Source organism: Rathayibacter sp. PhB151, from assembly GCF_004366415.1.
GTDB classification, from domain to species: domain Bacteria; phylum Actinomycetota; class Actinomycetes; order Actinomycetales; family Microbacteriaceae; genus Rathayibacter; species Rathayibacter festucae.
Genome location: NZ_SOEN01000010.1, coordinates 1 through 26,659, shown reverse-complemented (window position 1 = coordinate 26,659; position 26,659 = coordinate 1). Strand labels below are relative to the sequence as shown.

Sequence of the window (26,659 nt, the reverse complement as noted above, 5' to 3'; positions counted from 1 at the left end):
GGATCCGTGACCGTCTGGAGCCAGCTCGTCGGCCAGGAGCACGCCATCGGCGCCCTGCGCGACGCCTCGACCCCCCGCGACGAGAGGGGGCACGAGTCGACCTCAATGACCCACTCCTGGCTGATCACCGGGCCGCCCGGCTCAGGCCGCTCCAACCTCGCCTACGCGTTCGCCTCCGCGCTGCTCTGCCGCCGCGGCGGCTGCGGCGAGTGCCCGGACTGCGCGCAGGTCGCCGCGCGCTCGCACCCCGACCTCGCGGTCCTCGCCACCGAGCGCGTCATCATCTCGATCGAGGAGGTGCGCCGCCTCGTCTCGTCCTCGCAGTACTCGCCGTCGGTCTCGCGCTACCGGGTGATGGTCATCGAGGACGCCGACCGGATGAGCGAGCGCACCTCGAACGTCCTGCTGAAGGCGCTCGAGGAGCCGCCCGAGCGCACCGTCTGGATCCTCTGCGCGCCCAGCGAGGCCGACCTGCTGCCGACGATCCGATCGCGGGTGCGCTCGGTCCGACTGCGCGTCCCCAGCGTCGAGGACGTCGCCGGCCTGCTCGAGCGCCGCGACGGCGTCGACGCGGAGACGGCGGAGCGCGCCGCCCGCCAGGCCCAGAGCCACATCGGCATGGCGCACCGGCTCGCGACCGACGCGAACGCCCGCGAGCGGCGCGAGGAGACCCTCCGCATCGCCCTGAGCCTGCGCGGGGTGTCCGACGCGGTGCTGGGTGCTGCGCGGATGATCGAGGTCGCCACCGAGGACGCGAAGGCCTACACGCTCGAGCGCGACGAGGTCGAGCGCCAGCAGGCGCTGCGCTCGCTCGGCGTCGAGCCCGGCGGCACGATCCCCGCTCAGCTCCGCTCGCAGCTGCGCACTCTCGAGGAGGATCAGAAGCGCCGGGCGACGCGCAGCCTCCGCGACGGCCTCGACCGCATCCTCGTCGACCTGCTCTCGCTCTACCGCGATGTCGTGCGCCTCCAGCTCGGCGCCCCCGGCGGCGTGATCAACGAGGAGGTGCGGAGCGAGATGACGGCGCTCGCCTCGGCCACCGCCCCCGAGCGCACGCTCGCGGTGCTCGACGCCGTGGCGGAGGCCCGGCAGCGCATCGACGCGAACGTCTCGCCCGTCCTCGCCCTCGAGGCGATGCTGGTGGTCGCCGCGCGGCGCCCGGTGGCCGCGTGAGGCGCCCGGGCCGCTGGTCGGCGCTCGCCGCGGTCGGCGCCGCGGTCGTGCTGCTCTCCGGCTGCTTCGCTCCCGGACCCTCACCCGAGCGCACCTCCACCCCCGCCGCGCAGGCCGTCGACGCCGATCTCGAGCAGTACTACGGCCAGGTCCTGGTCTGGGACGACTGCGGCGAGGGCATGCAGTGCACCGACGCGACGGTGCCGCTCGACTGGGACGCTCCGGCCGGCGAGACCGCCTCGATCGCGCTGGTGCGCCACCCGGCGACGGGCGGGGACGCGATCGGCTCCCTCCTGGTCAACCCGGGCGGGCCCGGCGGCTCCGGGGTCGACCTCATCCGCGACAGCCTGGACTTCGCCGTGGACGACGAGCTCGCCGCCCGCTTCGACGTGGTCGGCTTCGACCCGCGCGGCGTCGGCGCCTCGACCGCGGTGTCCTGCCTCGACGCCGCCGGACTCGACTCCTACCTCTACGACATCGTCCCGGGCGCGCGCGGCAGCGACGAGTGGATCGCCGCGCAGCGCACCGCGTCCGCCGCCTTCGCCGCCGCCTGCGAGGAGCGCAGTGGCGCACTGCTGCCCGAGGTCGGCACGACCAGCGCGGCCCGCGATCTCGACGTGCTGCGGGCGGCGCTCGGCGACCAGTCGCTGCACTACCTCGGCTACTCCTACGGCACCTTCCTCGGCGCCACCTACGCCGGCCTCTTCCCCGATCGCGTCGGCCGGCTCGTGCTCGACGGCGCGATCGACCCGGCCGCGACCTCGCTCGACGTCGTCCGCGAGCAGGCGATCGGCTTCGAGAGCGCCCTGCGCGCGTATCTCACCGCCTGCCTCGGCGGCGAGGGCTGCCCGTTCACCGGCACGGTCGACGACGCGATGGCGCAGGTCGCCTCGATGCTCGAGCGCGTCGACGCCTCGCCGATCCGCGCCCAGGACGGCCGGCAGCTCGGCTCGAGCACCCTGCTCACCGCGATCGTCTACCCGCTCTACTCCGCCTCCTCCTGGGGCGGGCTGAGCGAGATGCTCACGGACGTGCGGCAGGGCGGCGCGGAGATCGCCTTCCAGTACGCGGACACCTACAACGGCCGGACGGCCGACGGCGACTACGCCGACAACGCGACCGAGGCCTTCCTCGCGATCAACTGCGTCGACTACGCCTACGACGCCGAGACGGAGTCGATGCGGGCGGACGCCGCGGAGCTCGAGGCGGCGGCGCCGACGCTCGGCCGCTATCTCGCCTACGGCGACATCCTCTGCGGCGAGTGGCCGGCCGCCTTCGAGGGCTCCCGCGCGCCGATCACGGCGGAGGGCTCGGGCCCGATCCTCGTGGTGGGCACCACCAACGACCCGGCGACCCCCTACGTCTGGGCGCAGGCGCTGGCGGAGGAACTGTCCGACGGGCACCTCGTGACCTTCGACGGCGAGGGCCACACGGCCTACAACAAGTCGAACTCGTGCGTGAACGACGCGGTCGACGCGTACCTGCTCGAGGGCGTCGTCCCCGAGGAGGACCCGCAGTGCTGACCGAGCAGGAGCGCCGCGGCGCGCCGGAGCAGCCGGGCCTCCGGGAGCGCAAGCGCCTCGCGACCCGGCGCGCGATCGAGACCGCCGTGCTGCGGCTCGCGAGCGAGCGCGGGCCGGACCGCGTCACGATCGAGGACGTCTCGCGGACGGCCGACGTCTCCACGCGCACCTTCTTCAACTACTTCGCCTCGAAGGAGGACGCGCTGGTCGGCGGCCTCCCGGTGATCTCCGACGAGACCGCGGCCGCATTCCTGGCGGGCGAGGCGCCGCTCCTCGTCGACCTGCAGGCGGTCTTCGTCGCGGCGGCGGAGGTCCCGGGGGAGGAGGACCGCGAGCTGCACCTGCTGCGGCGCAGCCTCTTCCGCGAGCACCCGCAGCTCGTCGGCCTCAAGATCGCCGGAATGCGGGAGTTCGAGCTCGCCATCGAGGACCTGGTCGCCGAGCGCCTCACCCGCGGCGGGACGGACGCCGAGGCGGTGCGCAGCCGGGCCCGGATGCTCACCCTGCTCGGCCTCGCCGCCATGCGGCACGCCTGGGCCGGCTGGGTCGACCACGACGGTCGCGACGCGCTCCCGGGCCTGATCGTGCACTCCTTCGAGGAGCTGCGCGGCGCGCTCGCCGAGTAGCCGGCGGGCCCCGCGCCCCGATTCACGCCCCGGCCCGCGAGCAGGCTATGCTGTGTAATCGTGTCCGGGGCCAGCGCCTCGCGAGCACGCCGCCTTAGCTCAGTCGGTAGAGCGTCTCACTCGTAATGAGAAGGTCGTCGGTTCGATTCCGACAGGCGGCTCCGCATTCTTTCCCGTGGTGCAGCCGCGAGTGCAGCCATCGCCCCGTATCTTTCGCCCCCAGGCCCCGTCGATCCCGTCCGGTTACCCTGGTTCGGATGACTGACACCCCGCCCCGCCGCCGGCCGCGCGCCCTCGTGGCCGCCGCAGCCGTCGCCGCCGTGCTGCTGGGCGTCGGAGCCTTCGGCGCCGGGACGGCGATCGGCCGCACGGCGACTCCCGCCGCGGCGCCCACCGCCCCGGCACCCGCCACCGCGACGCCGACGCCCGCGCTGACGCCGACCCCCACCGCCCGCCCTGCCGGCACCGAGACCGCCGAGGCACTGCGCACCTGCTCCGTCGCCGAGCTCGCGGCGGATCCGCGCCTCGGCTCGATGCAGGCGCGGGTCGTCGACGCCGCGACCGGCGAGGTGCTCTTCGACCGCGGCGGCACGACCGCGTCGCGCACCGCCTCCGCCCTGAAGATCCTCACCGCCGCCTCCGCGCTCGCCGTCCTCGGCCCGGACACCCGCATCGCCACGACCGTCGTCGCAGGCGACGCACCCGGCAGCGTCGTGCTGGTCGGCGGGGGCGACCTCACGCTCAGCCGGCTGCCGAGCGGTCAGGAGTCGGTCTACGCCGGTGCCGCGCACCTCGACGACCTCGCCGCGCAGGTCGAGGCCGCCTGGGACGCCGACCCGGCGACCGCGGGCACCAGGATCTCCTCGGTCGTGCTCGACGCCTCGCTCTACTCCGGCGACACGTGGCAGCCGAGCTGGAACCGCAAGGAGCAGACCGACGGCTACATGCCCGAGATCACCGCCCTGCAGGTCGACGGCGACCGGGCGGATCCGACCGCCGCCACCTCCCGCCGCGGCGAGGACCCGATCGGCCGGGCGGGCGACGCCTTCGTGGACGAGCTGTCCGGCTCGCCGACGGTGAGCACCGGTACCGCGACGGCGGGCGCGCGGGTGCTCGGCACCGTCGAGTCGGCCCCGGTGAGCACCCTCGTGCAGCAGATGCTGCTCGTCTCGGACAACGCGATCGCGGAGATGCTCGCGCGGCTGGTCGCGATCCGGACGGGCTCCGGCAACGACTTCGGCGCCGAGCAGGCGGGCGTCCTCCAGGGCCTCGCCGGCTACGGAGTGGACACGGCCGGGATCACGATCGTCGACGGCTCGGGACTCAGCGACGACAACGCGGTGGCACCGGCGTACTTCACGAGCCTGCTGCGGAAGATCCAGGCCAGGGAGGGGCAGCTCGGCGTCCTCCTCGACGGCCTCCCGGTCTCGGGGCGCACCGGCTCGCTCTCCTACGCCGACCGCTTCGCCGGCGACAACGCGGTGGCCGACGGCGCCGTCCGCGCGAAGACCGGCTGGATCGACACCGGCTACACGCTCGCCGGCGTCGTCGACGCCCAGGACGGCACCGCGCTCACCTTCGCCGTCTACGCGCTCGGCGACGTCTCCGACTCGGCGAAGACCGCCATCGACACGCTCGTCACCGGCGTCTACCGCTGCGGCGGCGCGCTCTCCGACTCCTGACCTCCCACCCGCACCGCTCCCGCTCCCGTTCCGAGAGGACCACCATGACCACGGCACTCCTGATCGTCGACGTGCAGAACGACTTCACCGAGGGGGGCGCGCTCGCCGTCGCCGGCGGCACGCGTGTCGCCGAGGCGATCACCGCGCACCTGGCCGCGAGCGCCGGCCGCTACACGACGGTGCTCGCCTCGCGCGACTGGCACGACGGCGCCTCCGACAACGGCGGGCACTTCGCCGCCGAGCCCGACTATCTCGACACCTGGCCGGTGCACTGCGTCGCGGGGACGGCCGGTGCGGAGTACCACCCGGCGCTCGCGGTGGACGCGGTCGACGTGCACATCCGCAAGGGCCAGGGTCGGCCGTCCTACTCGGCCTTCGAGGGGACGGCGGACGACGGGGCGCCGGTTCCGGCGCTGCTCGAGCGCCTGGGCGTCACCGAGCTCGACGTCGTGGGGCTCGCCACCGACCACTGCGTGCGGGCCTCGGCCCTCGATGCGCGCGCGGCCGGCCTGGAGGTGCGCGTGCTCTCCGACCTCGTCGCCGGGGTCTCGCCCGAGGCGAGTGCCGCGGCACTGCGCGAGCTGACCGAGGCGGGTGTGCGCGTCGAGGCCTCCTCCTCCGTGCTTCCCTCCTCCACCGTGCTTCCCTCCTCCACAGGGGCCGGTCCGTCCACAGGAGCGACCGGCTCCTGAGGTGCGTCCGGGGGCGGTCGTAGACTGAGAAGCATCGTCGTGCGGGGTCCGCGCGACTCGATCCGCACAGGAAGAGTGTTCTCGTGAGTGATTCCGTCGTTCGAAGCGCCGCCGAGGCGGCCCTGCTCGCCCGCGTCCCGTCGCAGCTGCTCATCGGCGGCGCGTGGGTCGACGGCTCGGGCGGCGGCACGATCGATGTCGAGGATCCGGCCACCGGCGAGGTGATCCGCACCATCGCCGACGCGACTCCGGAGGACGGCCTGCGGGCGCTCGACGCCGCCGTCGAGGCGGGGCCGGCCTGGGCCGCGACCGCGCCCCGGAAGCGTGCGGAGATCCTCCGCCGCGCGTTCGACCTGCTGCAGGAGCGCAAGGACGACTTCGCCCTGCTGATGACGCTGGAGATGGGCAAGCCGTTCGCCGAGGCGCTCGGCGAGGTCGCCTACGGGGGCGAGTTCCTCCGCTGGTTCAGCGAGGAGGCGGTGCGCATCTCGGGCCGCTACGGCGTGAACCCGGAGGGCACGGGGCGGATGATCGTCTCGCAGCACCCGATCGGCCCGTGCTACCTGATCACCCCGTGGAACTTCCCGCTCGCGATGGCGACGCGCAAGATCGCCCCGGCCCTCGCCGCCGGCTGCACCGTCGTGGTGAAGCCCGCCGAGCTCACGCCGCTGACGACGCTCGCCTTCGCGGCCCTGCTCGCCGAGGCGGGGGTGCCGGACGGCGTCGTCAACGTCGTCACCACCTCCTCGGCCGGTGCGGTGTCGGAGCCGATCCTGTCGGACCCGCGACTGCGCAAGCTCTCCTTCACCGGCTCGACGCCGGTCGGGCGGACGCTGCTGCGGCAGGCGGCCGAGGGCGTGCTGCGCACCTCGATGGAGCTCGGCGGCAACGCGCCGTTCGTCGTCTTCGAGGACGCCGATCTCGACCGCGCGGTCGAGGGCGCGATGCTCGCGAAGTTCCGCAACATCGGCCAGGCCTGCACGGCCGCCAACCGCTTCTTCGTGCACGAGTCGATCGCCGAGGAGTTCGCGGCCCGCGTCACGGAGCGCGTCCGCGCGCTGACCGTCGGCCGCGGCACCGAGGCGGGCATCACGATCGGTCCGCTGATCGACGACCGCGCGGTCGAGAAGGCGGCCTCGCTGGTCCGGGACGCCGTCGACCGCGGAGCCGAGGTCCGGGTCGGCGGGCACGGCATCGACGGTGCCGGGCACTTCTACGAGCCGACGGTGCTCGCGGGGGTCGCGCCCGGCAGCGAGATCCTGCGCACCGAGATCTTCGGCCCGGTCCTCGCGATCGTTCCGTTCCGCGACGAGGACGAGGCGGTCGCCCTCGCCAACGACACCGAGTTCGGGCTGGTCTCGTACGTCTTCACCCGCGATCTCGCCCGCGGTCAGCGGATGATCGAGCGGCTCGCCACCGGGATGATGGGGCTGAACGTCGGCGTCGTCTCGAACGCCGCGGCACCGTTCGGCGGCGTCAAGCAGTCGGGGCTCGGCCGCGAGGGCGGGCTCGAGGGCATCCACGAGTACCTCAGCACCAAGTACACGCTCACCCCCGACCCCTTCGCCTGATCCGTGGAGCTGATCGAGGTCCGCTCTCTCGAGGACCCGCGGCTGCGCGACTACGCGCACGCCACGGACGTCGCGCTGAAGAACGCCCGCGGCCCGCACGGGCTCTATCTCGCGGAGTCGGCGCTGGTGCTCGAGCGGGCGCTCGCCGCCGGCCACCGACCGCGCTCGGTGCTCTCGCTCGGCGGCTCGGTCGAGGAGGCCGAGCGGCTGCTCGGCGACCGGGACGTGCCGGTCTTCACCGGACCCGGTGAGCTGCTGGCCGAGCTGACCGGCTACACGCTGCACCGCGGCCTGATCGCCGCGCTGGACCGGCCGGTGCTGGCCGACCCCGCGGAGCTGCTCGCCGGCGCGCGCCGCGTGGTCGTGCTCGAGAACGTGGTCGACCCGACCAACGTCGGCGCGATCTTCCGCTCGGTCGGCGCGATCGGCGCCGACGCCGTGCTGGTGACCCCGCGCTGCTCCGACCCCTTCTACCGCCGGGCGATCCGCGTCAGCATGGGCACGGTGCTGCAGGTGCCCTGGACGCGGGTCGGCGACTGGCCGAGCACGCGCGCGCTGCTGCACGAGGCCGGCTTCACGATCGCCGCGATGGCGCTGACCCCGGAGGCGGTGCCGCTGCGCGACTTCGCGGCGGCCGCCCCGGAGCGGGTCGCGCTCGTGCTCGGCACCGAGGGGGAGGGGCTCACCGCGGAGGCGCTGGCCGCCGCGGACGTCGCGGTGCAGATCCCGATGCGGCACGGGATCGACTCGCTGAACGTCGCGGCGGCGAGTGCGGTCGCGATGTGGGCGCTCGCGGCGCCCTGACCCCCCGTCAGGGCCGCGGCCCGTCGTTCCGCGCACCCCGGACGCCCCGGTCCGAGCGCCTGCGCTACGCTCGCCACGAACCCGGCCGGCACCGCTCCTCCGGCGCCGTGCCGTCCTCCGCCGTCATCCACTCCCGAGGTCGTCCATGCCCGAGCGCTCCCGGCTCCGAGCCGCCCGCCTGCCGTCGGCCGTCGCGGCCGTGCTGCTGCTGCTGGCCCCGCTCGCGGGCTGCGCGCTGGACCCGGCCGAGGTGCCCGACTCCGGTGCCACGCCCGCGCGGACGATCCGCGCGACCGAGCCGACGCCCGTCGCGACCGGAGCGGTGACCGAGGGTGATGAGGTCTCCCAGCTGATCACCCGGTGCCTCGCGCGCTACGGCCTGAACGAGCGGCCCGCCGCCCCGGACGGCTCCCTGAGCGAGTCGGAGTGGCTGGCCGCGCAGGAGGCGATCGCCGACTACGACCGCACCCTCACCGACTGCTCCGCCGAGGCGCTCTCCACCGACGCGCCCGCCCCGACGATCGCCCCCTGATGCGCGTCGAGGGCTGCGCGGCGCTGGTCTCCGGGGGAGCCTCGGGGCTCGGAGCCGCGACGGCGCGGGCCCTCGCCGAGGCAGGAGCGCGCGTCGTCGTCCTCGATCTGCCGACGGCGCTCGACAGCGCCGACCTGCCGGAGTCGATTCTGCGGATCCCGGGCGACGTCCTCGACGCCGACGCGGTCCAGCGGGCCGTGACGGCCGCCGAGGGGCTGCGGATCGCCGTGACCTGCGCCGGTGTCGCGACGCCGGGCCGCCTGCTCGGCCGTGACGGGCCGCTGGCGCTCGACGCCTTCGAGCGGGTCCTCCGGATCAACACGGTCGGCACGCTGAACGTCCTGCGGCTCGCGGCGGCCGCGATCGCCGAGGGCGAGCCGGTCGAGGGGGAGCGCGGGGTCCTGATCACCACGGCGTCGATCGCGGCCTTCGAGGGGCAGATCGGGCAGGCGGCCTACGCCGCCTCGAAGGGTGCCGTGGCCGCGCTGACCCTGCCGCTGGCGCGCGAACTGGCGGCCGCGCTGATCCGCGTCGTCTCGATCGCGCCCGGCACCTTCGACACCCCGCTGCTCGCCGGGCTGCCGGAGGCGGCGCGCGCCGCCCTCGGCGAGGCGGTGCCGCACCCGGCCCGGCTCGGCCGGCCGTCGGAGTTCGCCGCGCTCGTGCGCCACGTGATCGAGAACCCGATGCTCAACGGCGAGGTGATCCGTCTCGACGGCGCGCTGCGGATGCCGCCGCGCTGACCGGGCCGGGGCCGCGCTCAGACCAGCAGCTGGTGCTTGGCCAGGTCGCGGTAGAGCGGCGTCGACTCGACGAGCTCGGAGTGCGTGCCGATCCCGACGACCTCGCCCTTCTGCAGCACCACGATCTGGTCGGAGTCGACGACCGTCGAGAGGCGGTGCGCGATGACGAGCAGCGTCCGGTTCTCGGCCACGGCGTCGATCGCGAGCCGCAGGCGCTGCTCGTTGAGGCCGTCCAGGCTCGAGGTGGACTCGTCGAGCAGCAGGATCGGCGGGGCCGCGAGGAGCGCGCGCCCGATCGCGAGGCGCTGGCGCTCGCCGCCCGAGAGCATGACGCCGCTCTCGCCGACGGGCGCGTTCAGTCCGAGCGGGTTGCGCTCGAGCACGTCGGTGAGGTTCACGGCCTCGAGCACCCGCAGGCAGTCCTCGTCGGAGGCGTCCGGGCGGCCGAGCACGAGGTTCTCGCGGAGAGTGCCGGCCAGCACCGGCGCGTCCTGCTCGACATAGCCGATCTGGGCGCGGAGGGCGTCGCGGTCGATGGCGGTGATGTCGACGCCGCCGAGCCGGACCACGCCGGCCTCGGGGTCGTAGAAGCGCTCGATCAGGGCGAGGATCGTGCTCTTGCCGGCGCCGGACGGGCCGACGAGGGCCGTGCGCTTGCCGCGTGGGACGGTGAAGGAGACGCCGCGCAGGACGGTGCGGTCGCGGGCGTCCTCGTCGACGTCGAGGGCCTTCTCGTCGTAGGAGAAGACGACGTCGTCGAAGGCGATGGCGGAGTCGGCGACGCCCGGGCCGAGCCCGCCGCCGTCGCGCTCGCCGTCGCCCTCGATCGGCAGGTCGATGATCTCCTGGATCCGCCCGAGCGCGCCGAGCGCCGAGTTGACGGAGGTGATCGCGCCGATGAAGTTGCCCAGCGGCATCACCATCATGAAGAGGAAGAGGATGAACGAGACCAGCTGGGCGATGTCGATCGCGCCCGAGGCGACGCGGTAGCCGCCGACGCCGAGCACGGCGAGGAAGGCGACCTGCATCGCGATCCCGGCCACCGGGACGACGAGCGCCGAGATGTGCGCGACGCGGATGCCGAGGCGGTAGGCCTCGGTCGCGTGGGTGTCGACGACGGCGATCTCGCGGTCGGTGGCGCCGGCGGCGCGGATGGTGCGGACGGCGCTGATCGCGCGCTCGACGGCGGCGGCGAGGTCGCCGACCTTCTCCTGCGCCTTCCGGCTGGCGACGCGGATGCCGCGACCGAGGGTCAGCGCCGCACCGAGGGCGACGGCGACGACGACCACGATGATCAGCAGGAGGACCCAGTCGATGATCGCCATGGCGACGATCGCGCCGACGAAGAGCAGCGAGCCGGCGATCGAGTCGACGAGGCCCTGGGTGAGCACGGCGCGCAGCAGCGTGGAGTCGGAGCCGACGCGGGAGACGAGGTCGCCGGTGCGGCGGGCGTCGAACTCGCGGATCGGCAGGCGGAGCAGCCGCGCGACGAGCCGGCGGCGGCTGGAGAGGACGATGCCCTCGCCGGTGCGCTGGAGGAGGTAGTGCGCGAAGCCGGAGATGAGGCCGGAGGCGACCACGAGGACGAGGAGCGCCCAGACCAGCGGACCGAGGTCGAGGCCGTCCTGCACGCGGGTGATGACCTGGCCGACGACGAGCGGCTGGGCGAGGCTGGCGGCGGCGCCGAACAGGCTGAGCACGACCACGACCGAGAGGATGCCGCGGTGCTCCAGCAGGTAAGGGACGAGCTGCGAGAAGGAGGCGCGGGGTCCGTCGTCCTTGCCGCGGCGGGGCCGCCGTCCGCCGCGCGTGCTCTCCGTGGTGCTGCTCATCGCTCGTTCGTCCTCGCTCACGCCTTGCCGTACTTCTTGTGGACCGCCGTCCATCTTGCCCCTTCGTGGCTGCGAACCGGCCCTCGATCGAGACGAGAAGCTGTGCTGATCGAGTGGCCCGTGGAGCGGGCGCATCGAGATCCACCGGCGTCAGAACGCGAGTCTGCTGACCCGCCCTGCTGGTGGTGGCGGGTCTCGATACGCCCCTGCGGGGCTACTCGACCAGCATGAAGGGTCGACCGGCAGGAAGGGTCGACCGGCATGAAGGGTCGGCGCCGCTTCCTTTCGCACGGGCCCGGAGACGGGTCCGGCCCGCCGGGGGAACCGACGGGCCGGACAGGCAGTGAGGAGCGGCGTCCTACGACACGTTGTCGTGGTACGCCGTGTGCTGCGTCTCCTTCGAGAGCAGCAGCGCGATGAGCGTCAGCACCGCCGCGCCGCTGAGGTAGAGGCCGACCAGCAGCGTGCTGCCGCCGGCCGACTGCCAGAGCGCCACCGCGATGATCGGCGCGAGCGCCGCTCCGAGGATCGACGCCAGGTTGTACGACATCGCCGAGCCGGTGTAGCGGACGTTGGTCGGGAACAGCTCGGGCAGGACGGCGCCCATCGGGCCGAAGGTGAGGCCCATCAGCGTGAAGCCGAGGATCAGCACCGCCATCACGCCGGCGAAGCCGCCGCTGAACAGCGGGACGAAGAGCAGGCCGAAGACGAGGATCGCCGAGGTGACGACGAGCAGCGTGCGGCGGCGGCCGAACTTCTCGGCCAGCGGGCCGGAGACGAGCGTGAAGATCCCGAAGAAGACGACGCCGACGATCAGCATGATCAGGAAGTCGTTGCGGCTGTAGCCGAGGCCCGGGGTCGCCGCATCGGAGGGCGTGGTGCCGTAGGTCAGCGTGAACGTGGTCATCAGGTAGAAGAGCACGTAGGTCGCCAGCATGATGAACGTGCCGAGGATGAGCGGGCGCCAGCTGGTCTTGAAGACGCGGGCGAGCGGCAGTTTGGCCACCTCGCCGTTGTCGACGACCTTCTGGAACGCGGGGGTCTCGACGAGCTTGAGGCGCACGTAGAGGCCGACGATCACCAGCACGGCGCTCGCGAGGAACGGCACGCGCCAGCCCCAGGCGGCGAAGGTCTCGTCGCTCATGGTGCTCGCGAGCACGAGGAAGAGCACGTTCGCGACGATGAAGCCGATCGGGGCGCCGAGCTGGGGGAACGTGCCGTAGATGGCGCGCTTGTTCGCGGGGGCGTTCTCGGTCGCGAGGAGGGCGGCGCCGGACCACTCGCCGCCCAGGCCGAGGCCCTGGCAGAAGCGCATCACGACGAGCAGGAATGGAGCGAGGAACTCCCAGCCCGGCGTGAGGGCGGTCGGCAGGCAGCCGATCAGGAAGGTCGCGATGCCCATCGTGAGCAGCGAGGCGACGAGGGTCCCCTTGCGGCCGACGCGGTCGCCGAAGTGGCCGAAGATGATCGACCCGATCGGGCGGGCGATGAAGGCGACGCCGAAGACCGCGAAGGAGGCGAGGAGGGCGACCGCCGGGTCCTCGTTGACGAAGAAGAGAGACGGGAAGACCAGGACGGCGGCCGTCGCGTAGGCGTAGAAGTCGTAGAACTCGATCGAGGTGCCGATGAGGCTCGCCAGGATGACCCGGCCCCGGGAGTTCTGCGGGGCGGCGGCGGGAGCGTCGGCTGCGGTACGGGAAGAAGACATGGAAGAGGGCTGCTCCGGTGGAGGGGTCTCCCGGTGCCGGCGGGGGCGGCGTCGATCGGGCGCTGCGGGCCGCGGGGGCCGAGGGGGAGGGAGGGTAGGGCCGCTCGTGACGACCCGTCCACTTTACTCCGGGTCTTCTCAGCAAGAGCGCCTCTCCGCGAAGTGCGCCGACGCCCCCGACAAGGGGGGCGTCGGCGCTCGGGGTCGCGGCTAGCCGCGCAGCTCGCGGAGGACGAGCGCGGTCGCGATCGCCGCCTCCGCCGCCTCGCGGCCCTTGTCCTCCTTCGAGCCGGGCAGGCCGGCGCGGTCGACGCCCTGCTGCTCGGTGTCGAGGGTGAGCACGCCGAAGCCGACCGGCTTGCCGGTCTGGATCGAGACGTTCGTCAGCCCCGAGGTCGCCGCGTCCGAGACGTACTCGAAGTGCGGGGTGCCGCCGCGGATGATGACGCCGAGGGCGACCACCGCGTCGGCGCCGGCCTCGAGGGCGGCCTTCGCGGCCACCGGCAGCTCGAACGAGCCCGGGACGCGCACGAGCGACCAGGAGGCGCCGGACTCGTCGAGCGCGGCCTTCGCGCCGGCGATCAGCCCGTCGCTGATCTGCTGGTGCCAGGTCCCCGCGACGACGACGACGCGGAGGCCGCTCCCGTCGACGGGGGAGGTGGTGGGGGCGCCGCTACCGGCCATGGCTTACTCCTTCGGTGTCGCGCCGGAGGGTCCGGCGTCGAGGGGGTCGAGTCCGACGAGGGGGTCGAGATCGCTGAAGTGGCCCATCCGGTCGCGCTTGGTCGCGAGGTAGCCCTGGTTGAAGGCGCCGACGCCGGCCACCAGCGGCACGCGCTCGGACACGGTGATGCCGCGGTCGGTGAGCTGGCGCACCTTCTCCGGGTTGTTGGTGAGCAGGCGGACGTCGGTGACGCCGAGGTCCTCGAGGATGCCGACGGCGGCGCCGTAGTCGCGGGCGTCGGCGGGCAGGCCGAGGGCGAGGTTGGCGTCGAGGGTGTCGAGCCCGTCCTCCTGGAGGCGGTAGGCGCGGAGCTTGTTGATCAGGCCGATGCCGCGGCCCTCGTGCCCGCGCAGGTAGATCACGACGCCGCCGTCGCGCTGGATCGTGTCGAGCGCGGCGTCGAGCTGCGGGCCGCACTCGCACTTCAGCGAGCCGAAGGCCTCGCCGGTGAGGCACTCGGAGTGCACCCGCACGAGCGTGCCGTGGCCGTCGCCGATGTCGCCCGCCACGACGGCGACGTGGTCGGCGCCGGTCTGGCGGTCGCGGTAGGCGCGCAGCCGGAACGGCCCGTGCGTGGTCGGCACGGTCGTCTCGACCTCGAAGATCACGCGCGGGGTGTCCCGGGCGGGCTCCACGCTCGAGGCGTCCAGCTCGGCGTGGTGCTCCTCGAGGTAGGCGATCAGGGCGGCCACCGTGGTGACCGGCACGCCCTCGCGCTCGCCGAGCGCGATCAGGCCGGGGAGGCGCATCATCTCGCCGTCCTCCGCCACGATCTCCGAGATCGCGCCGACGGGCTCGAGCCCGGCGAGCTTCATCAGGTCGACCGCCGCCTCCGTGTGCCCGTCGCGCTCGCGCACGCCGCCCTCGACCGCGCGCAGCGGCAGGATGTGGCCGGGCCGGTGCAGCCGCGCCGGGGTCGCCTCCGGGTCGGCCAGCACGCGGAGCGTGTGCGCGCGGTCGGAGGCGCTGATGCCGGTGGAGAGGCGGTCCGCGGCGTCGACCGAGATCGTGTAGGCGGTGCCGCGCGGGTCCTCGTTGTCGACGACCATCAGCGGCAGCTCCAGGCGGTCGGCGATCTCGTTGGTCATCGGCGCGCAGATGAAGCCGGAGGAGTGGCGGACCATCCAGGCGATCGTCTCCTGGCTCGCGAGCTGGGCCGAGACGATGACGTCGCCCTCGTTCTCGCGGCCCTCGTCGTCGGCGACGATGATCGGCCGGCCGGCGCGGAGGGCCGCGACGGCCTCGGGGATCGTGGCGAGGCTCATGCTCGGCCTCCTTCGTCGGCGGCGGACCGCAGCGCGAGCATCCGCTCGACGTGGCGGGCGAGGATGTCGGTCTCGATGTTGACGCGGTCGCCGACGGCGCGGGTGCCGAGGGTGGTGGCGGCGAGGGTCTCGGGGATGAGCGAGACCTCGAACCACTGCTCCGGCTCGGTGGCGGGGCTGATCGCCGAGACCGTCAGCGAGACGCCGTCGACCGCGATCGAGCCCTTGTCGGTGACCAGGGGAGCGGCCGCGGCCGGGAGGGAGAAGCGCAGCACGCGCCAGGCGTCGCCGGGCGTGACCGCGAGCAGCGTCGCGGTGCCGTCGATGTGGCCCTGGACGATGTGGCCGCCGAGGCGGTCGCCGACCAGCGCCGCGCGCTCCAGGTTGACGGGGTCGCCGACCGCGACGCCGTCGAGCGTGGACATCCGCAGGGTCTGCGCCATCACATCGGCGGTGAAGCCGTCGTCCGACTGGTCGACCACGGTCAGGCAGACGCCCGAGACCGCGATGGAGTCGCCGTGGCGTGCGCCCTCGACGGCCAGCGGGCCGCGCACGGTCAGGCGGATCGCGTCGGTCCCTGACGAGACGGCCGTGACGACGCCGACCTCCTCGATGATTCCGGTGAACATCAGGACTCCTTCTGCAGGGCGGGCTGCCGGTGGGCGGGGGAGCCCGGCCGGGCGGTGACGAGGAGGTCGCCGCCGAGGACCTCCACGGAGCGGAGGTCGAGGCGGTGCGCGCTGGCGATGCTCTCGACGCCCAGGTCGTCGAGGGCGAGCCGCGGGCCGCCGAGCAGTGCCGGGGCGAGGTAGACGAGGAACTCGTCGACGAGACCGTCGGCGACGAGGGCGGAGGCCAGAATCGGGCCGCCCTCGACGTAGACGTGGCGGATCTCGGCGTCGTAGAGGCGGTCGAGGACCGCCGCGAGGTCGTGCGTGCGCTCGAGGACCGGGGGGCGCGGGTGATCGAGGACGCGGGCGCCGACGGGGACGCCGCGCTCGCCGACGACGACGGGCAGCGGCTGCTCGGCGAGGAGCTCGCCGGCGTCGCCGCGGGCGGTGAGGCTCGGGTCGTCGGCGAGGACCGTGCCGGTGCCGACGAGGATCGCGTCCGCCGCGGCGCGCTGCTCGTGCACGCGCTGCCGGGCCGCGGCGCCGGTGATCCAGCGGCTGCTGCCGTCGGCGGCGGCGGTGCGGCCGTCGAGCGTGGACGCCCACTTGAGGGTCACCCAGGGGCGGCGGCGGCGGGTCGCGGCGAGCCAGATGTGCAGGAACTCCTCCGCCTCCTCGGCGAGGACGCCCTCGATCACCTCGACGCCGGCCGCGCGCAGGGTGTCGCCGCCGCCGGCCGAGCGGTCACCGGGGTCGCCGACGGCGTAGACCACGCGGGCGACGCCGGCGTCGATCAGGGCCCGGCTGCAGGGGCCGGTGCGACCCGTGTGGTTGCAGGGCTCGAGGGAGACGACGGCGGTGGCGCCGGTCGCGGCGCCGGGGGCGAGGGTGGAGAGGGCGTCGACCTCGGCGTGCGCGGTGCCGGCGCCGTGGTGCCAGCCCTCGGCGAGCACGGTGCCGTCCGGCGCGAGCAGCACGCAGCCGACGCGCGGGTTCACGCCGCGCGCGGGGCCGCGCTCGGCGAGGGCCAGCGCCCTGCGCATCGCGTGCTCGAAGTCGATCGTCATTCCCGGTTCCGTTCGTCGCCGAACTCCGGGGTGCGACCGGCGGTGCGCGGGCACCGTCGTTCAGCGCCGCGCTCGCGCGCGACGCTCGTGCTGCCTCCCATCCGGACTTTCACCGTCGGTCCCGGAATTCCACCAGGTCAACCGCCTCCCACCGAAGTGGTCAGCGGCTCGCGGACTGTCACCGCCGGTTCGGACTCTCACCGACCCCGGAGCACGTTGTATCCCCGCCAGCCTACTCACCACGGCTGGGAGCGGGGTCTCGCAGCGTCATGCTCGCCGGCGGCGGGGTCTCGATACGCGCTTCGCGCTCCTCGGCCAGCATGCAAGGGCGGTGGCGGCGGCGTGCTCGCCGGCAGACGGGGCCGGCCGCCGTCTTGCATGGGCGGCTCGCTCATGCTGATCGAGCAGCCCTCGGAGAGGGCGTATCGAGATCCGCCGTCGTCCGGTGGGCGGGTCTCGATACGCGCTTCGCGCTACTCGACCAGCATGCTGCCGCGCGCGGGTCAGGACTGGTCGGCGGCGGCGACGTGCTCGGCGTGGGCGCCGTGCTCGTCGTAGTGGTCGCCGTGCAGGGCGTGGCGGTGGGTGCCGTGCGCGTAGTCGACGTGGTCGTCGTGCTGGACGGTGGTGTGGCCGCAGCCGTCGCCGTGCTGGTGCTCGGTGAGGTCGTGCTCGGCGTGGAGGTCGGTGCTGCTCATGGTGCTGCCTTTCGAGGAACGCGGCCACCGGTCGGCGGCCAGGACCAGTGGACCAGATCTATAAACGCATCGCAATACATTCTGGTAATCGAGAGTGATGATCATCCGCAGCAGCGGGCTACCCTCGAGGCGATGGACGAGGACAGGTACGGGCAGGACGTGCTCGCCGGGAACTGGCGGGCGAAGAACACGGTCGAGGTCGCGGTGGTCGAGGCCGAGCGCGATCTCGTCGTCGAGGAGGTCGCCTCCGGCTTCGTCGGCGCGGTCGTCGGCGTGGAGCTGCGGATGGTGAAGCTCGAGGACCGCTTCGGCAAGGTCCGCGTCTTCCCGATCGGCCCCGGCTTCCTCATCGACGGCAAGCCGGTGTCGCTCAAGGCCCCCGGTCTCAAGCGCGACGCGAACCTCGGCCGGGCGCGCTCCGCCTCCGGCTCCTTCCACGTCGCGGACGCGAAGGCGCGCGTCGCGCTGCCGAGCCGCATCTACGTCGAGGGCCGGCACGACGCCGAGCTGGTGGAGAAGGTCTGGGGCCACGACCTGCGGATCGAGGGCGTCGTCGTCGAGTACATCGAGGGCGTCGACAACCTCGACGAGCTGGTCCGCGCCTTCGCCCCAGGGCCCGGACGGCGGATCGGCGTGCTCGTCGACCACCTCGTCCGCGGGTCGAAGGAGTCGCGGATCGCCGACGCGGTCGCCGCCGGCCCGCACGGCGCGCACGTCCTCGTGGTCGGCCATCCCTTCGTCGACGTCTGGCAGGCGGTCAAGCCGGCCCGCGTCGGCCTCGAGCGCTGGCCGGACGTCCCGCGCTCGATCGAGTGGAAGAAGGGCATCTGCCAGGCGCTCGGCTGGCCGCACGACGAGCAGGCCGACATCGCGCGCGCTTGGCAGCGCATCCTCGGGCAGGTCCGGACCTTCAAGGACCTGGAGCCGGCGCTGCTCGGCCGGGTCGAGCAGCTGATCGACTTCGTGACGGAGCCCGCGTGACCCGCCGCGGCTGGCTCGGGCTGGCGCTCGATGTCGTCCTCGTCGCGGTCTTCGTGCTGATCGGGCGGCGGACGCACGACGGCGGCTCGGTGCTCGAGGGCTTCCTCGTGACGCTGTGGCCGTTCGTCGCCGCGCTGCTGCTGGGCTGGGTGATCGCGCGCGCCTGGCGCTCGCCCGACCGGATCCTCGTCTCCGGGATCGTGGTCTGGGTCGTGACGGTGGCCGGCGGGATGCTGCTGCGGGTGCTCTCGGGGCAGGGCGTGCAGCTGAGCTTCGTGGTCGTCACGACGATCGTGCTCGGAGTGTTCCTAATCGGTCGCCGGGCGCTCAGCCGGCGGATCGGCCGGCGGCGCGCGTAGGGCCGGGGGTCCGGCTCAGCCGAGGACCCGCACGCCGAAGTGCTCGGCGAACAGCGGCAGCATCAGGCTGAGCTGCAGCTCCGTGAGCGCGACGCCGCGGAGTCCGTCGAGACCGCCGAGCACGTGCAGCTCGGCGCCGCGCAGGTCGAGGTCCTGGATCCTCGCGCCGGGCAGCTCGAGGGAGCGGACGTCGCAGTCGGTGAAGGCCACTCGCGAACCGGTGGCCCCGCCGAGGTCGAGCTCGTCTATCGTGCAGCGCTCGAAGAGGACGTCGCGCAGGGTCGCTCCGCGCAGGTTGACGTAGCCGAGCTTGCAGTCCGTGATGCGGACCTGCTCGAAGGTGCTCTCGTAGAGCTCGGCCGAGCCCAGCCGGGAGGAGGCGAGCTCGATCGAGCGCCAGCGGCTGCGGGGCGCGGACAGCCCCGGCACGTCCAGCCGCTCGAGCCGCGATTCCACGAGGGAGGCGGCGCGCAGCTGCGCCCGCTCGAGGACCACGCCGTCGAGCACGCACTCGCTGAACGACGCGGCCGTCAGGTCGGCTCCGGTGAGGTCGACGCCGTCGAAGAGGAGGCCCTCCGCGTGCTCCCGGGCGCCGGTGTCGCCGGCGTAGCCCTCGGCGAGGCCGTCGAGGAGGAGCGGATCGAAACGAGGAGCGGGGAGGGCGGCGCGCACCCGGCGAGCCTACGCGGCGAGCCCCCGCGCACCGCCCACCGGCGAGCCTCTGCGCGCGAGCAGGGCCGTGCGGTGAGAGCATGACCGCATGTCCCGACTCCTCGCCGTCTGCCGCGTCGACCGCCTGCTCCCGGACCCGGGCCTGGTCGGCGTGACCGCCATCGACAAGCGCCCCGTCGAGGGGCCGGTCGTCATCCGGGATCTCGGCGTCTACGCCGACGTGCAGGCCGACCGCGCGCACCACGGCGGCGAGGCGAAGGCGCTCTACGCGTACGCCCGCGAGGACGCCGAGTGGTGGGCGGAGCGGCTCGGCTACGAGATGCCCTCCGGGCGGTTCGGCGAGAACCTGCGGGTCGAGGGGCTCGATCTCACCGGCGCCGTGATCGGCGAGCGCTGGCGGATCGGCGAGAAGGTCGAGGTCGAGGTGACGATGCCGCGGACCCCGTGCGCGACCTTCCAGCGCGTGCTCGGCGAGCCGCACTGGGTCAAGCGATTCGCCGACGAGGGGCGCACCGGCGCCTACCTGCGGGTCCTGCACCGGGGGAGCATCGAGGCCGGCGACGCGATCGAGCTGCTCTCGCGTCCGGAGCGCGCCGTCCCGCTGCGCCGCTGGTTCGTCGAGCGCCGCGCGGACGACGCGCAGACCCTCCTCGACGCCGAGGCCGCGGGCGAGCTGCGCCTCGCCGCCGACCTGCGCCCCTACGTCGAGCGCGCGCTCGCCTGACCCGCGGGCTGCTGAACCGGCCCCAGCCTGCTGATCGAGCAGCCCATTGCGCGCGTCGATCCGGCACGAATGGTCGTCTCCGGATGCGCGCGGGGACCGTTCGTGACGGATCGACTGGCGCGGTCGGGGTGTGGAGAACAGGCGGGTCTGTGAAGAGCGGTTCTCAGGGGTCCGCGTGCGGCACGGTGGCGGGATGCCGCAGCCGTCCCGTCTTCCCGCCGAGCTCCTCGGGCGGCCGTTCACCGTCGCCGAGGCCGCTCGCGTCGGTCTCGCCCGGGGTCGCCTGCGCAGCGGCGATCTGACGGCGCCGTTCCACGGCGTGCGGGTCGAGGGCGTCGATCCGGACCTCGAGATCCGCGCGCGGGCGCTCCTCGCCCTGCTCGGGCCGGGAGCGGTCCTCAGCCATCTGACCGCGGCGAGGCTCTGGCCGCTGGAGCTCCCGCGCGCCCTGCCGGGTGAGCCGCTGCACGTCAGCGTGCGCGCGCCGGCTCGGGCGGCACGGCGTCCGGGAGTGGCCGGGCATGCGGTCTCCGATGCGCTGGTGCGGCGCATCGTCCGGCACGGCCTGCCGATGACCGACGGGGCGTCGCTCTTCTGCCATCTGGGCACGCTGCTCGAGCTCGACGATCTCGTGGCGGTGGGCGACGCGCTCGTGCGGACGCCGCACCGCGGAGATCCGGGGGATCCGCGCCCCTGGGTGCCGCTGGGGGAGCTCCGCGAGCGAGTGGCGTGGTTCTGCGGGCGCGGAGCGCCGCGGCTGCGCGAGGCGATCGCGCTGGTGCGCGACGGCGCCGAGTCACGGCCGGAGACCCGCTTCCGGCTCGCGTCGGTGCGGGCAGGACTTCCGGAGCCGCAGCTCCAGGTGCCGCTGTTCACGCCGGCGGGTGTCTTCGTCGGGCGGCCCGACGGCTGGTACGAGCGGGAGCGGGTGTCCTGGGAGTACGAGGGCGACGGGCACCGCACGAGCAACCGGCAGTTCGCGCGCGACGTCGGCCGCTACGACGACTTCCTCGCGATCGGTGTGCACCCGGTGCGCATCGTGGCAGCCGAGTTCCTGCCGTACCCCGAGCGCTCGGTCGAGCGGCTGCGCCGCGCCCTCGCGGATCGAGCGCGCCCGTGAGCGCGGGTCCCGAGACGCCGCTGCGCGGCTGCTCGACCAGCAGGGTGTGGCCGCTGCGGAGGCACTGGACCAGCAGGGAGGGGCCCTGGCGCAGGAAACTCCGGGAGGATGGGGGGATGACTGCGACGCTGCTCGAACGGATGCCGACGCCCGACGCCGACGGGCGCGTCGACGACGACGCGGTGTACCTGGCGTTCACGGAGTGGGCCGAGGCGCGGGGGCTGCCGCTGTACCCGGCGCAGGACGAGTCGATGATCGAGATCTCGTCGGGGGCGAACCTGATCCTGTCGACGCCGACCGGCACCGGGAAGTCGCTGGTCGCGATCGGGGCGCACGCCGCCGCGCTGGCGAACGGGCGGCGCAGCTACTACACGGCGCCGATCAAGGCGCTCGTCTCGGAGAAGTTCTTCGCGCTGGTCGACGTCTTCGGCGCCGCGAACGTCGGCATGGTGACCGGCGACTCCTCGGTGAACCCGGACGCGCCGATCATCTGCTGCACCGCCGAGATCCTCGCGAACCTGGCGCTGCGGCACGGCGCCGAGACCGACGTCGACCAGGTCGTGATGGACGAGTTCCACTTCTACGCCGACCCGTCCCGCGGCTGGGCCTGGCAGGTGCCGCTGCTGACGCTGCCGCACGTGCAGTTCGTGCTGATGTCGGCGACGCTCGGCGACGTCACGGCGCTCGCCGCGGACCTCACCCGGCGGACGGGGCGCGAGACCGCGACGGTCACCGGGGTCGAGCGGCCGGTGCCGCTGCACTTCTTCTACGAGATCGCGCCGATCCACGACTCGATCGAGGAGCTGCTCTCGACGAACCAGGCGCCGGTCTACATCGTGCACTTCTCCCAGGCCGCCGCGCTCGAGCGGGCGCAGGCGCTGACCAGCGCGAACATCGCCACCCGCGAGCACCGCGACCGCATCGCCGAGGTGATCGGCGGCTTCCGCTTCACGACCGCGTTCGGCAAGACCCTCTCGCGCCTGCTCCGGCTCGGGATCGGCGTGCACCACGCGGGCATGCTGCCGAAGTACCGCCGCCTGGTCGAGCAGCTGGCCCAGCAGGGCATGCTGCGGGTGATCTGCGGCACGGACACCCTCGGCGTCGGCATCAACGTCCCGATCCGGACCGTGCTGCTCAGCGCGCTGACGAAGTACGACGGCGTGAAGAGCCGCCAGCTCTCGGCCCGCGAGTTCCACCAGATCGCCGGGCGGGCCGGCCGTGCGGGCTACGACACCGCGGGCACCGTGGTGGTGCAGGCGCCCGAGCACGAGTCGGAGAACCGCAAGGCGCTCGACAAGATGGGCGACGACCCGAAGAAGCGCCGCAAGTGGGTCGGCAAGCGCGCGCCGCAGGGCTTCGTCAGCTGGGGCGAGCCGAGCTTCCGCAAGCTCGTCGACGCCGAGCCCGAGACGCTCACCTCGCACATGACGATCACCTCCGCGATGCTGCTCAACGTGATCGCGCGCGGAGGCGACGTCTTCGCGAACGTGCACGCGCTGATCTTCGACAACCACGAGCCGTGGAAGCGGCAGCTGCAACTGGCCCGCCGGGCGCTGGGCATCTATCGGACCCTGCGGACCGCGGAGGTGGTCGAGCAGATCGTCGACGCCGACGGCGTGGTCCGCATCCGGCTGACCGTCGATCTGCAGCCGAACTTCGCGCTCAACCAGCCACTCTCGCCGTTCGCTCTCGCGGTCTTCGACGTGCTCGACCCGGAGTCGCCGACCTTCGCGCTGGACGTGATCTCGGTGCTCGAGGCGACGCTCGACGACCCGCGGCAGATCCTCGGCGCCCAGCAGTTCCAGGCCAGGGGCGACGCGGTCGCCGCGATGAAGGCGGACGGCATCGAGTACGAGGAGCGGATGGAGCTGCTCGAGAGCGTCACGCACCCGAAGCCGCTCCAGGAGCTGCTCGAGGCGACCTTCGAGACCTACACCGCCGTGCAGCCGTGGGTGCGCGATTTCGAGCTCTCGCCCAAGTCGGTCGTGCGCGACATGTACGAGCGTGCGATGTCGTTCGGCGAGTACTGCGCGTTCTACAAGCTCTCCCGCTCGGAGGGCCTCGTGCTGCGCTACCTCTCCGACGCGTTCCGGGCCGCCCGGCAGACCATCCCGGACGAGATCAAGAACGAGGAGCTGCACGATCTGATCGAGTGGCTCGGCGAGCTGGTGCGCCAGGTCGACTCCTCGCTGGTCGACGAGTGGGAGGAGCTGGTCAACCCGGCGCTGCACGCCGCCGATCAAGCGATCGTGCCGCCCGCTCCGCGCCGGCTGACCGCGAACCAGCGCGCCTTCCGGGTGCTGGTGCGCAACGAGCTGTTCCGGCGGGTCACGCTCGCGGCGCTGGACGACCACGAGGCGCTCGGCGAGCTGGACGCGGAGGCCGGCTTCGACGCCGACGCCTGGGGTGAGGCGCTCGACGACTACTACGACGAGCACGACTCGATCGGCATCGGCCCGGACGCGCGCGGACCGAAGATGCTGCTGGTCACCGAGACGCCGACCGAGTGGCGGGTGCGGCAGATCCTGGACGATCCGGCAGGCGATCACGACTGGGGGATCTCCGCCACGGTCGATCTCGCGGAGTCGGACGAGGCGGGCGCGGCGGTCGTGCGGGTCACCGCGGTCGGGCGGCTCGACGGCGCGAGCTGACGGCGCGAACCGACGGCCGGCGCGTGATCGAATACCGCGAGCCACCACCGCGCACCGACGCCGCGCGCCGCACGTCGCGTTTTCCGCGACACATCGAGCCCTCATACTGGGTCGCGTGACAACGGGATCAGGGGACGCGCTCGTCGCGCGCGAGCGGCTCGCCTGGATCGACACGACCCGCGGCCTCGGCGTCCTCGCGGTCGTCCTCTTCCACGTCCTGATCTGGAGCTTCGCCACCGTCGCCGATCCGGGATCCTCTGTCGCCGCGCTCTGGGACCAGGTCGGCGGCTCGCTCGGACGCATCCGGATGCCGATCCTCTTCGCGCTGGCGGGGCTCCTCGCGCAGTCCGGTCTGCTGCGCGGCTGGCGTCGCGGCTCCGCGCGGGTGCGACTGGTGTCGAACTACTACCTCTACGCGGTGTGGGTCGTGCTCTACGCCGTGTTCTTCGCCCTGCTCGCGCGCCCCGACTTCCCGCACTCGATCGACTCGCTCGACCGCGTCCTCCTGCAGTTCGTCTTCCCGACGACCACGCTCTGGTTCCTCTTCGCGCTCGCGCTCTACCCGCTCGTGCTGGTGCTGCTGCGGGCGCTGCGGGTGCCGTGGTGGGGGATCCTGCTGCTCGGCACCGCCGCCTGGTTCCTCGCGACGAACCTGCGGGTGATCCTGTTCGGCGACGCGCTGCTGGCCAACTTCGTCTTCTTCGCGCTCGGCGTCCTCGGGGCGGAGCAGCTGCGCCGCTTCTCGCGGCCGGGCGTGCTGGTGCTGCTCGTGCCGCTCGGGGTGTTCCTGGTGGCGGTCGTGGGCGGGCGTGTCGTCGACGGGGCGGCCGGGCAGATCGCGGGCTTCGTGGTGAGCGCGAGCGCGATTCCGCTCGCCGTGGCCTGCGCGGCTCTGCTCTGCCGCTGGGCGCCGGCGGCGCGGGTCGGCTCGGCGATCGGGCGGCGGACGCTGCCGATCTACCTGCTGCAGGTGCCGCTGCTCGGGCTGTGGTCGCTCGTCGCGAACCCGGACGCCGCCTGGCTGACGGGGCTGCTCGAGAAGCCGGTGGCGGCGCTGCTCTACCCGCTGGTGCTCACGGCGGCGATCGTCGCGCTGTCGCTCGGGATCCGCCGGGTGCTCGCGCTGATCCCGGGCGATCCGCTCTTCACGGTGCCGGCGCCGCTCGTCGCGCTGACGCGACCGGCGCGGGCCGGGCGGCACGCGGGCTGAGCGCCGGACGCCGCGCGCTCAGGCGACCTGTCGGTCAGGCGGCCGGGTGGTCAGGCGGTCGGCTGCTCAGCCGGTCGGCTGCTCAGCCGGTCGGCTGCTCAGCCGATCAGGCCCAGATCTGGGCCAGGTACTCGCTCGTCACCTGCGGGCTGCGCTCGTGCACGTCGTCGGCGCTCCACTCGAGGATCGACTCGTCGATGATCCACTCGCCCTCCTTCGGTGCCGCGCCGCTGGTCTCGTAGCCGGCGGTCGAGTTCGTCACCGACGCCCAGGTCGCGGCGCCCATCGGTCCGATGAAGGTGCTGTCGAGAGCCGAGCAGCCGAACTCGACGCCGGGGCCGTTGGAGGCGCCGAAGCTGCCGTCCTGATCGGCCTCGTCCGGCACCGGGAAGACCCGCTTCACGACGTCCGCTCCGACGACCAGGCAGTGCTGGTAGCGCACGTTCTCGGCCGAGCCGATCTGGAACGCGGTGTTCGTCGAGGCGAAGTCGATGCAGTCGATGCTCGTGATGTCGCCGTAGTAGTTGCCGCCCTGGCCGGAGAACTGCACGGTGTCGGTGTGCGCGCCGGAGCCCTTCTCCTTGTACGCCGGGGCGGTGTAGCAGCCGATCCGGAAGATGTGGCGGAGGCCGCCCGCGCCGTCGGTGGGGGTGCGCATGCTCGAGACGTCCTCGTCGCGGAGCTGGGCGTCCGGGACGACCACCTCGACGAGCTCGACGTTCTCGGTGAAGTCGGTGCCGTCGACGCCGTAGACGTTGTAGGCGTTGGTGGTGATCCGCGCGAAGGCCGAGCTGCTGCAGCCGGAGGCGAGGAAGGCGCCGTTGGTGACGATGCCGACCAGCGCGACGTTGTAGACGCGGAGCAGACGCCAGGAGTTGGCGGTGGTGACCGTGCCCCAGCCGTCGCGCGGGTAGACGAGGACGCGGGTGTCGCGATCGAGCGTGCCGATGTCCTGCATCATCGGGGACGAGCTCGATCCGGCGCCGCCGCCGGGCAGCTCGCCCGGTGCGACGAGGATGCGGACGGTGTCGGCGGGGCCCGCAGTGTCGAGCGCGGTGGTGATCGCCTCGCTGATCGCCGACCAGGAGCACTCGACCTCGACCTCGAGGTCGACGTCGCCCGTGAACCACGGGGTCCGCGAGGGCCAGTGGGTGCCGTTCGGGCCGAAGGAGGGCGTCGGAGTCGGGACGCCGGCGAGCAGGTCGAGCTCGGCGGCCGGGGTGCCCGGCTCGCCGGAGACCCCGGGCTGGTCGGGCTGCAGGGCGCGGTAGGCGGCGTAGCCGCCGCCGCCGAGGGCGACGAGGCCGAGGCCAGCGCCGACCGCGCCGAGCACGACGGCTCGACGGGAGGGCCGCCTCGGCGGGAGCTCGTGGAACTGCGACGCGTCGAAGGGAGGCTGCGCGGAGGAGGGCGAGGAGTAGTCGGCCAAGGGTGTCCAAACCGTCAGTGGGCGGTGCCGGAGGCGGCACGCCTCGGGTCCGGCGCGCCACGCTGTGCCGTGAGCGCAGCCGTCGGGACGTCGGCGCGCTCGACACGCACCCTAGCAGCCGGGGTCGACGGGACTCCTGGGAGGGGGGTGGCGGGTGCTGTCGGGGTGGGTCTCCTAGGAAAACATGGTGACCTCAGGCCGCGGCTCGTGGTGTGAGTTGGACGTCGTAGCCGAGGGATTTCAGCTGGTTGAGGGCCTTGTT

Annotated in this window: 24 protein-coding genes, 1 tRNA gene and 1 riboswitch; of the genes, 16 read left to right on the top strand and 9 right to left on the bottom strand. The window is 73.4% G+C overall.

Going from position 1 to position 26,659, the window contains the following annotated elements; translation table 11 throughout:
• Positions 1-6 precede the first annotated feature (6 nt).
• From EDF35_RS17195 to EDF35_RS17150, 10 genes are all read left to right on the top strand, one after another.
• Positions 7-1,173, top strand: coding sequence for a DNA polymerase III subunit delta' (locus tag EDF35_RS17195; protein WP_123705195.1), 1,167 nt, complete (start codon positions 7-9; stop codon positions 1,171-1,173).
• The gene (locus tag EDF35_RS17190; protein WP_208323092.1) at positions 1,170-2,696 is read left to right on the top strand and encodes an alpha/beta hydrolase; all 1,527 of its coding nucleotides are present in this window, start codon (positions 1,170-1,172) and stop codon (positions 2,694-2,696) included. Before EDF35_RS17195 ends, EDF35_RS17190 begins: the two co-directional genes overlap by 4 nt.
• Entirely contained in the window at positions 2,690-3,322 is a 633-nt protein-coding gene (locus EDF35_RS20920) for a TetR/AcrR family transcriptional regulator (RefSeq protein ID WP_166674151.1), read from the top strand. The genes EDF35_RS17190 and EDF35_RS20920 overlap by 7 nt, the downstream gene beginning before the upstream one ends.
• 88 nt (positions 3,323-3,410) lie before the next feature.
• Positions 3,411-3,483 (top strand) — tRNA-Thr (locus tag EDF35_RS17180).
• 96 nt (positions 3,484-3,579) lie between these two features.
• Positions 3,580-5,004 carry a D-alanyl-D-alanine carboxypeptidase/D-alanyl-D-alanine-endopeptidase gene (dacB, locus tag EDF35_RS17175; protein ID WP_133963227.1) on the top strand — a complete coding sequence of 475 codons (1,425 nt, stop codon included), beginning with the start codon at positions 3,580-3,582 and terminating at the stop codon, positions 5,002-5,004.
• 44 nt (positions 5,005-5,048) lie between these two features.
• Entirely contained in the window at positions 5,049-5,696 is a 648-nt protein-coding gene (locus tag EDF35_RS17170) for an isochorismatase family protein (protein ID WP_133963226.1), read from the top strand.
• Between the two features lie 83 nt (positions 5,697-5,779).
• Positions 5,780-7,267 (top strand): NAD-dependent succinate-semialdehyde dehydrogenase, encoded by a 1,488-nt coding sequence (locus tag EDF35_RS17165; protein ID WP_133963225.1) that lies wholly within the window; start codon positions 5,780-5,782, stop codon positions 7,265-7,267.
• Between the two features lie 3 nt (positions 7,268-7,270).
• Positions 7,271-8,071, top strand: coding sequence for an RNA methyltransferase (locus EDF35_RS17160; RefSeq protein WP_123737576.1), 801 nt, complete (start codon positions 7,271-7,273; stop codon positions 8,069-8,071).
• Positions 8,072-8,216: 145 nt separating this feature from the next.
• Positions 8,217-8,603 (top strand): hypothetical protein, encoded by a 387-nt coding sequence (locus EDF35_RS17155; RefSeq protein WP_133963224.1) that lies wholly within the window; start codon positions 8,217-8,219, stop codon positions 8,601-8,603.
• Positions 8,603-9,346: an SDR family NAD(P)-dependent oxidoreductase gene (locus tag EDF35_RS17150; protein WP_133963223.1), complete on the top strand. Its 744-nt coding sequence runs from the start codon at positions 8,603-8,605 to the stop codon at positions 9,344-9,346. The genes EDF35_RS17155 and EDF35_RS17150 overlap by 1 nt, the downstream gene beginning before the upstream one ends.
• A 17-nt stretch (positions 9,347-9,363) precedes the next feature.
• On the opposite strand, the gene EDF35_RS17145 is transcribed toward EDF35_RS17150, so the two are convergent.
• The 7 genes from EDF35_RS17145 to EDF35_RS17115 form a co-directional block, all read right to left on the bottom strand.
• Positions 9,364-11,178: an ABC transporter ATP-binding protein gene (locus EDF35_RS17145; protein WP_133963222.1), complete on the bottom strand. Its 1,815-nt coding sequence runs from the start codon at positions 11,176-11,178 to the stop codon at positions 9,364-9,366.
• A 358-nt stretch (positions 11,179-11,536) separates the two neighbouring features.
• Positions 11,537-12,886, bottom strand: coding sequence for an MFS transporter (locus EDF35_RS17140; RefSeq protein WP_123705187.1), 1,350 nt, complete (start codon positions 12,884-12,886; stop codon positions 11,537-11,539).
• Between the two features lie 210 nt (positions 12,887-13,096).
• A complete protein-coding gene (gene ribH / locus EDF35_RS17135; protein WP_133963221.1) occupies positions 13,097-13,570 on the bottom strand; it encodes a 6,7-dimethyl-8-ribityllumazine synthase in 474 nt (157 codons plus the stop codon).
• 3 nt (positions 13,571-13,573) lie between these two features.
• Positions 13,574-14,875: a GTP cyclohydrolase II gene (gene ribA / locus EDF35_RS17130; RefSeq protein ID WP_123737581.1), complete on the bottom strand. Its 1,302-nt coding sequence runs from the start codon at positions 14,873-14,875 to the stop codon at positions 13,574-13,576.
• Positions 14,872-15,504 (bottom strand): riboflavin synthase, encoded by a 633-nt coding sequence (locus EDF35_RS17125; RefSeq protein ID WP_123705184.1) that lies wholly within the window; start codon positions 15,502-15,504, stop codon positions 14,872-14,874. The genes ribA and EDF35_RS17125 overlap by 4 nt, the downstream gene beginning before the upstream one ends.
• Positions 15,504-16,553, bottom strand: coding sequence for a bifunctional diaminohydroxyphosphoribosylaminopyrimidine deaminase/5-amino-6-(5-phosphoribosylamino)uracil reductase RibD (gene ribD, locus EDF35_RS17120; RefSeq protein WP_243840042.1), 1,050 nt, complete (start codon positions 16,551-16,553; stop codon positions 15,504-15,506). Before ribD ends, EDF35_RS17125 begins: the two co-directional genes overlap by 1 nt.
• Before the next feature lie 84 nt (positions 16,554-16,637).
• Positions 16,638-16,771: riboswitch (FMN riboswitch) on the bottom strand.
• A gap of 285 nt (positions 16,772-17,056) precedes the next feature.
• Positions 17,057-17,251 carry a zinc transporter permease gene (locus EDF35_RS17115; protein ID WP_123447667.1) on the bottom strand — a complete coding sequence of 65 codons (195 nt, stop codon included), beginning with the start codon at positions 17,249-17,251 and terminating at the stop codon, positions 17,057-17,059.
• Positions 17,252-17,383: 132 nt separating this feature from the next.
• Between EDF35_RS17115 and EDF35_RS17110 the strand changes: the two genes are divergently transcribed.
• Both EDF35_RS17110 and EDF35_RS17105 read left to right on the top strand, forming a co-directional pair.
• On the top strand, positions 17,384-18,232 hold the full coding sequence (locus tag EDF35_RS17110; protein WP_123447666.1) for a DUF3097 domain-containing protein: 849 nt from the start codon (positions 17,384-17,386) through the stop codon (positions 18,230-18,232).
• Complete coding sequence (locus tag EDF35_RS17105; protein ID WP_133963220.1) at positions 18,229-18,591, top strand: DUF3054 domain-containing protein; 363 nt, start codon at positions 18,229-18,231, stop codon at positions 18,589-18,591. Before EDF35_RS17110 ends, EDF35_RS17105 begins: the two co-directional genes overlap by 4 nt.
• A gap of 15 nt (positions 18,592-18,606) precedes the next feature.
• Here the strand turns inward: EDF35_RS17105 and EDF35_RS17100 are convergent, their stop codons facing one another.
• Positions 18,607-19,263, bottom strand: a complete 657-nt coding sequence (locus EDF35_RS17100) for a pentapeptide repeat-containing protein (RefSeq protein ID WP_133963219.1) — start codon at positions 19,261-19,263, stop codon at positions 18,607-18,609.
• A gap of 88 nt (positions 19,264-19,351) precedes the next feature.
• Here EDF35_RS17100 and EDF35_RS17095 point away from each other — a divergent pair, with 88 nt between their 5' ends.
• From EDF35_RS17095 to EDF35_RS17080, 4 genes are all read left to right on the top strand, one after another.
• Positions 19,352-19,987 carry an MOSC domain-containing protein gene (locus tag EDF35_RS17095; protein ID WP_133963218.1) on the top strand — a complete coding sequence of 212 codons (636 nt, stop codon included), beginning with the start codon at positions 19,352-19,354 and terminating at the stop codon, positions 19,985-19,987.
• A 193-nt stretch (positions 19,988-20,180) separates the two neighbouring features.
• Positions 20,181-21,107, top strand: coding sequence for a hypothetical protein (locus EDF35_RS17090; RefSeq protein WP_133963217.1), 927 nt, complete (start codon positions 20,181-20,183; stop codon positions 21,105-21,107).
• Positions 21,108-21,223: 116 nt separating this feature from the next.
• Positions 21,224-23,758 (top strand): DEAD/DEAH box helicase, encoded by a 2,535-nt coding sequence (locus EDF35_RS17085; protein ID WP_133963216.1) that lies wholly within the window; start codon positions 21,224-21,226, stop codon positions 23,756-23,758.
• Positions 23,759-23,873: 115 nt separating this feature from the next.
• Positions 23,874-24,968: an acyltransferase gene (locus EDF35_RS17080; RefSeq protein WP_159422244.1), complete on the top strand. Its 1,095-nt coding sequence runs from the start codon at positions 23,874-23,876 to the stop codon at positions 24,966-24,968.
• A gap of 106 nt (positions 24,969-25,074) precedes the next feature.
• On the opposite strand, the gene EDF35_RS17075 is transcribed toward EDF35_RS17080, so the two are convergent.
• Complete coding sequence (locus EDF35_RS17075) at positions 25,075-26,397, bottom strand: hypothetical protein (RefSeq protein WP_133963214.1); 1,323 nt, start codon at positions 26,395-26,397, stop codon at positions 25,075-25,077.
• Positions 26,398-26,659: the final 262 nt, after the last annotated feature.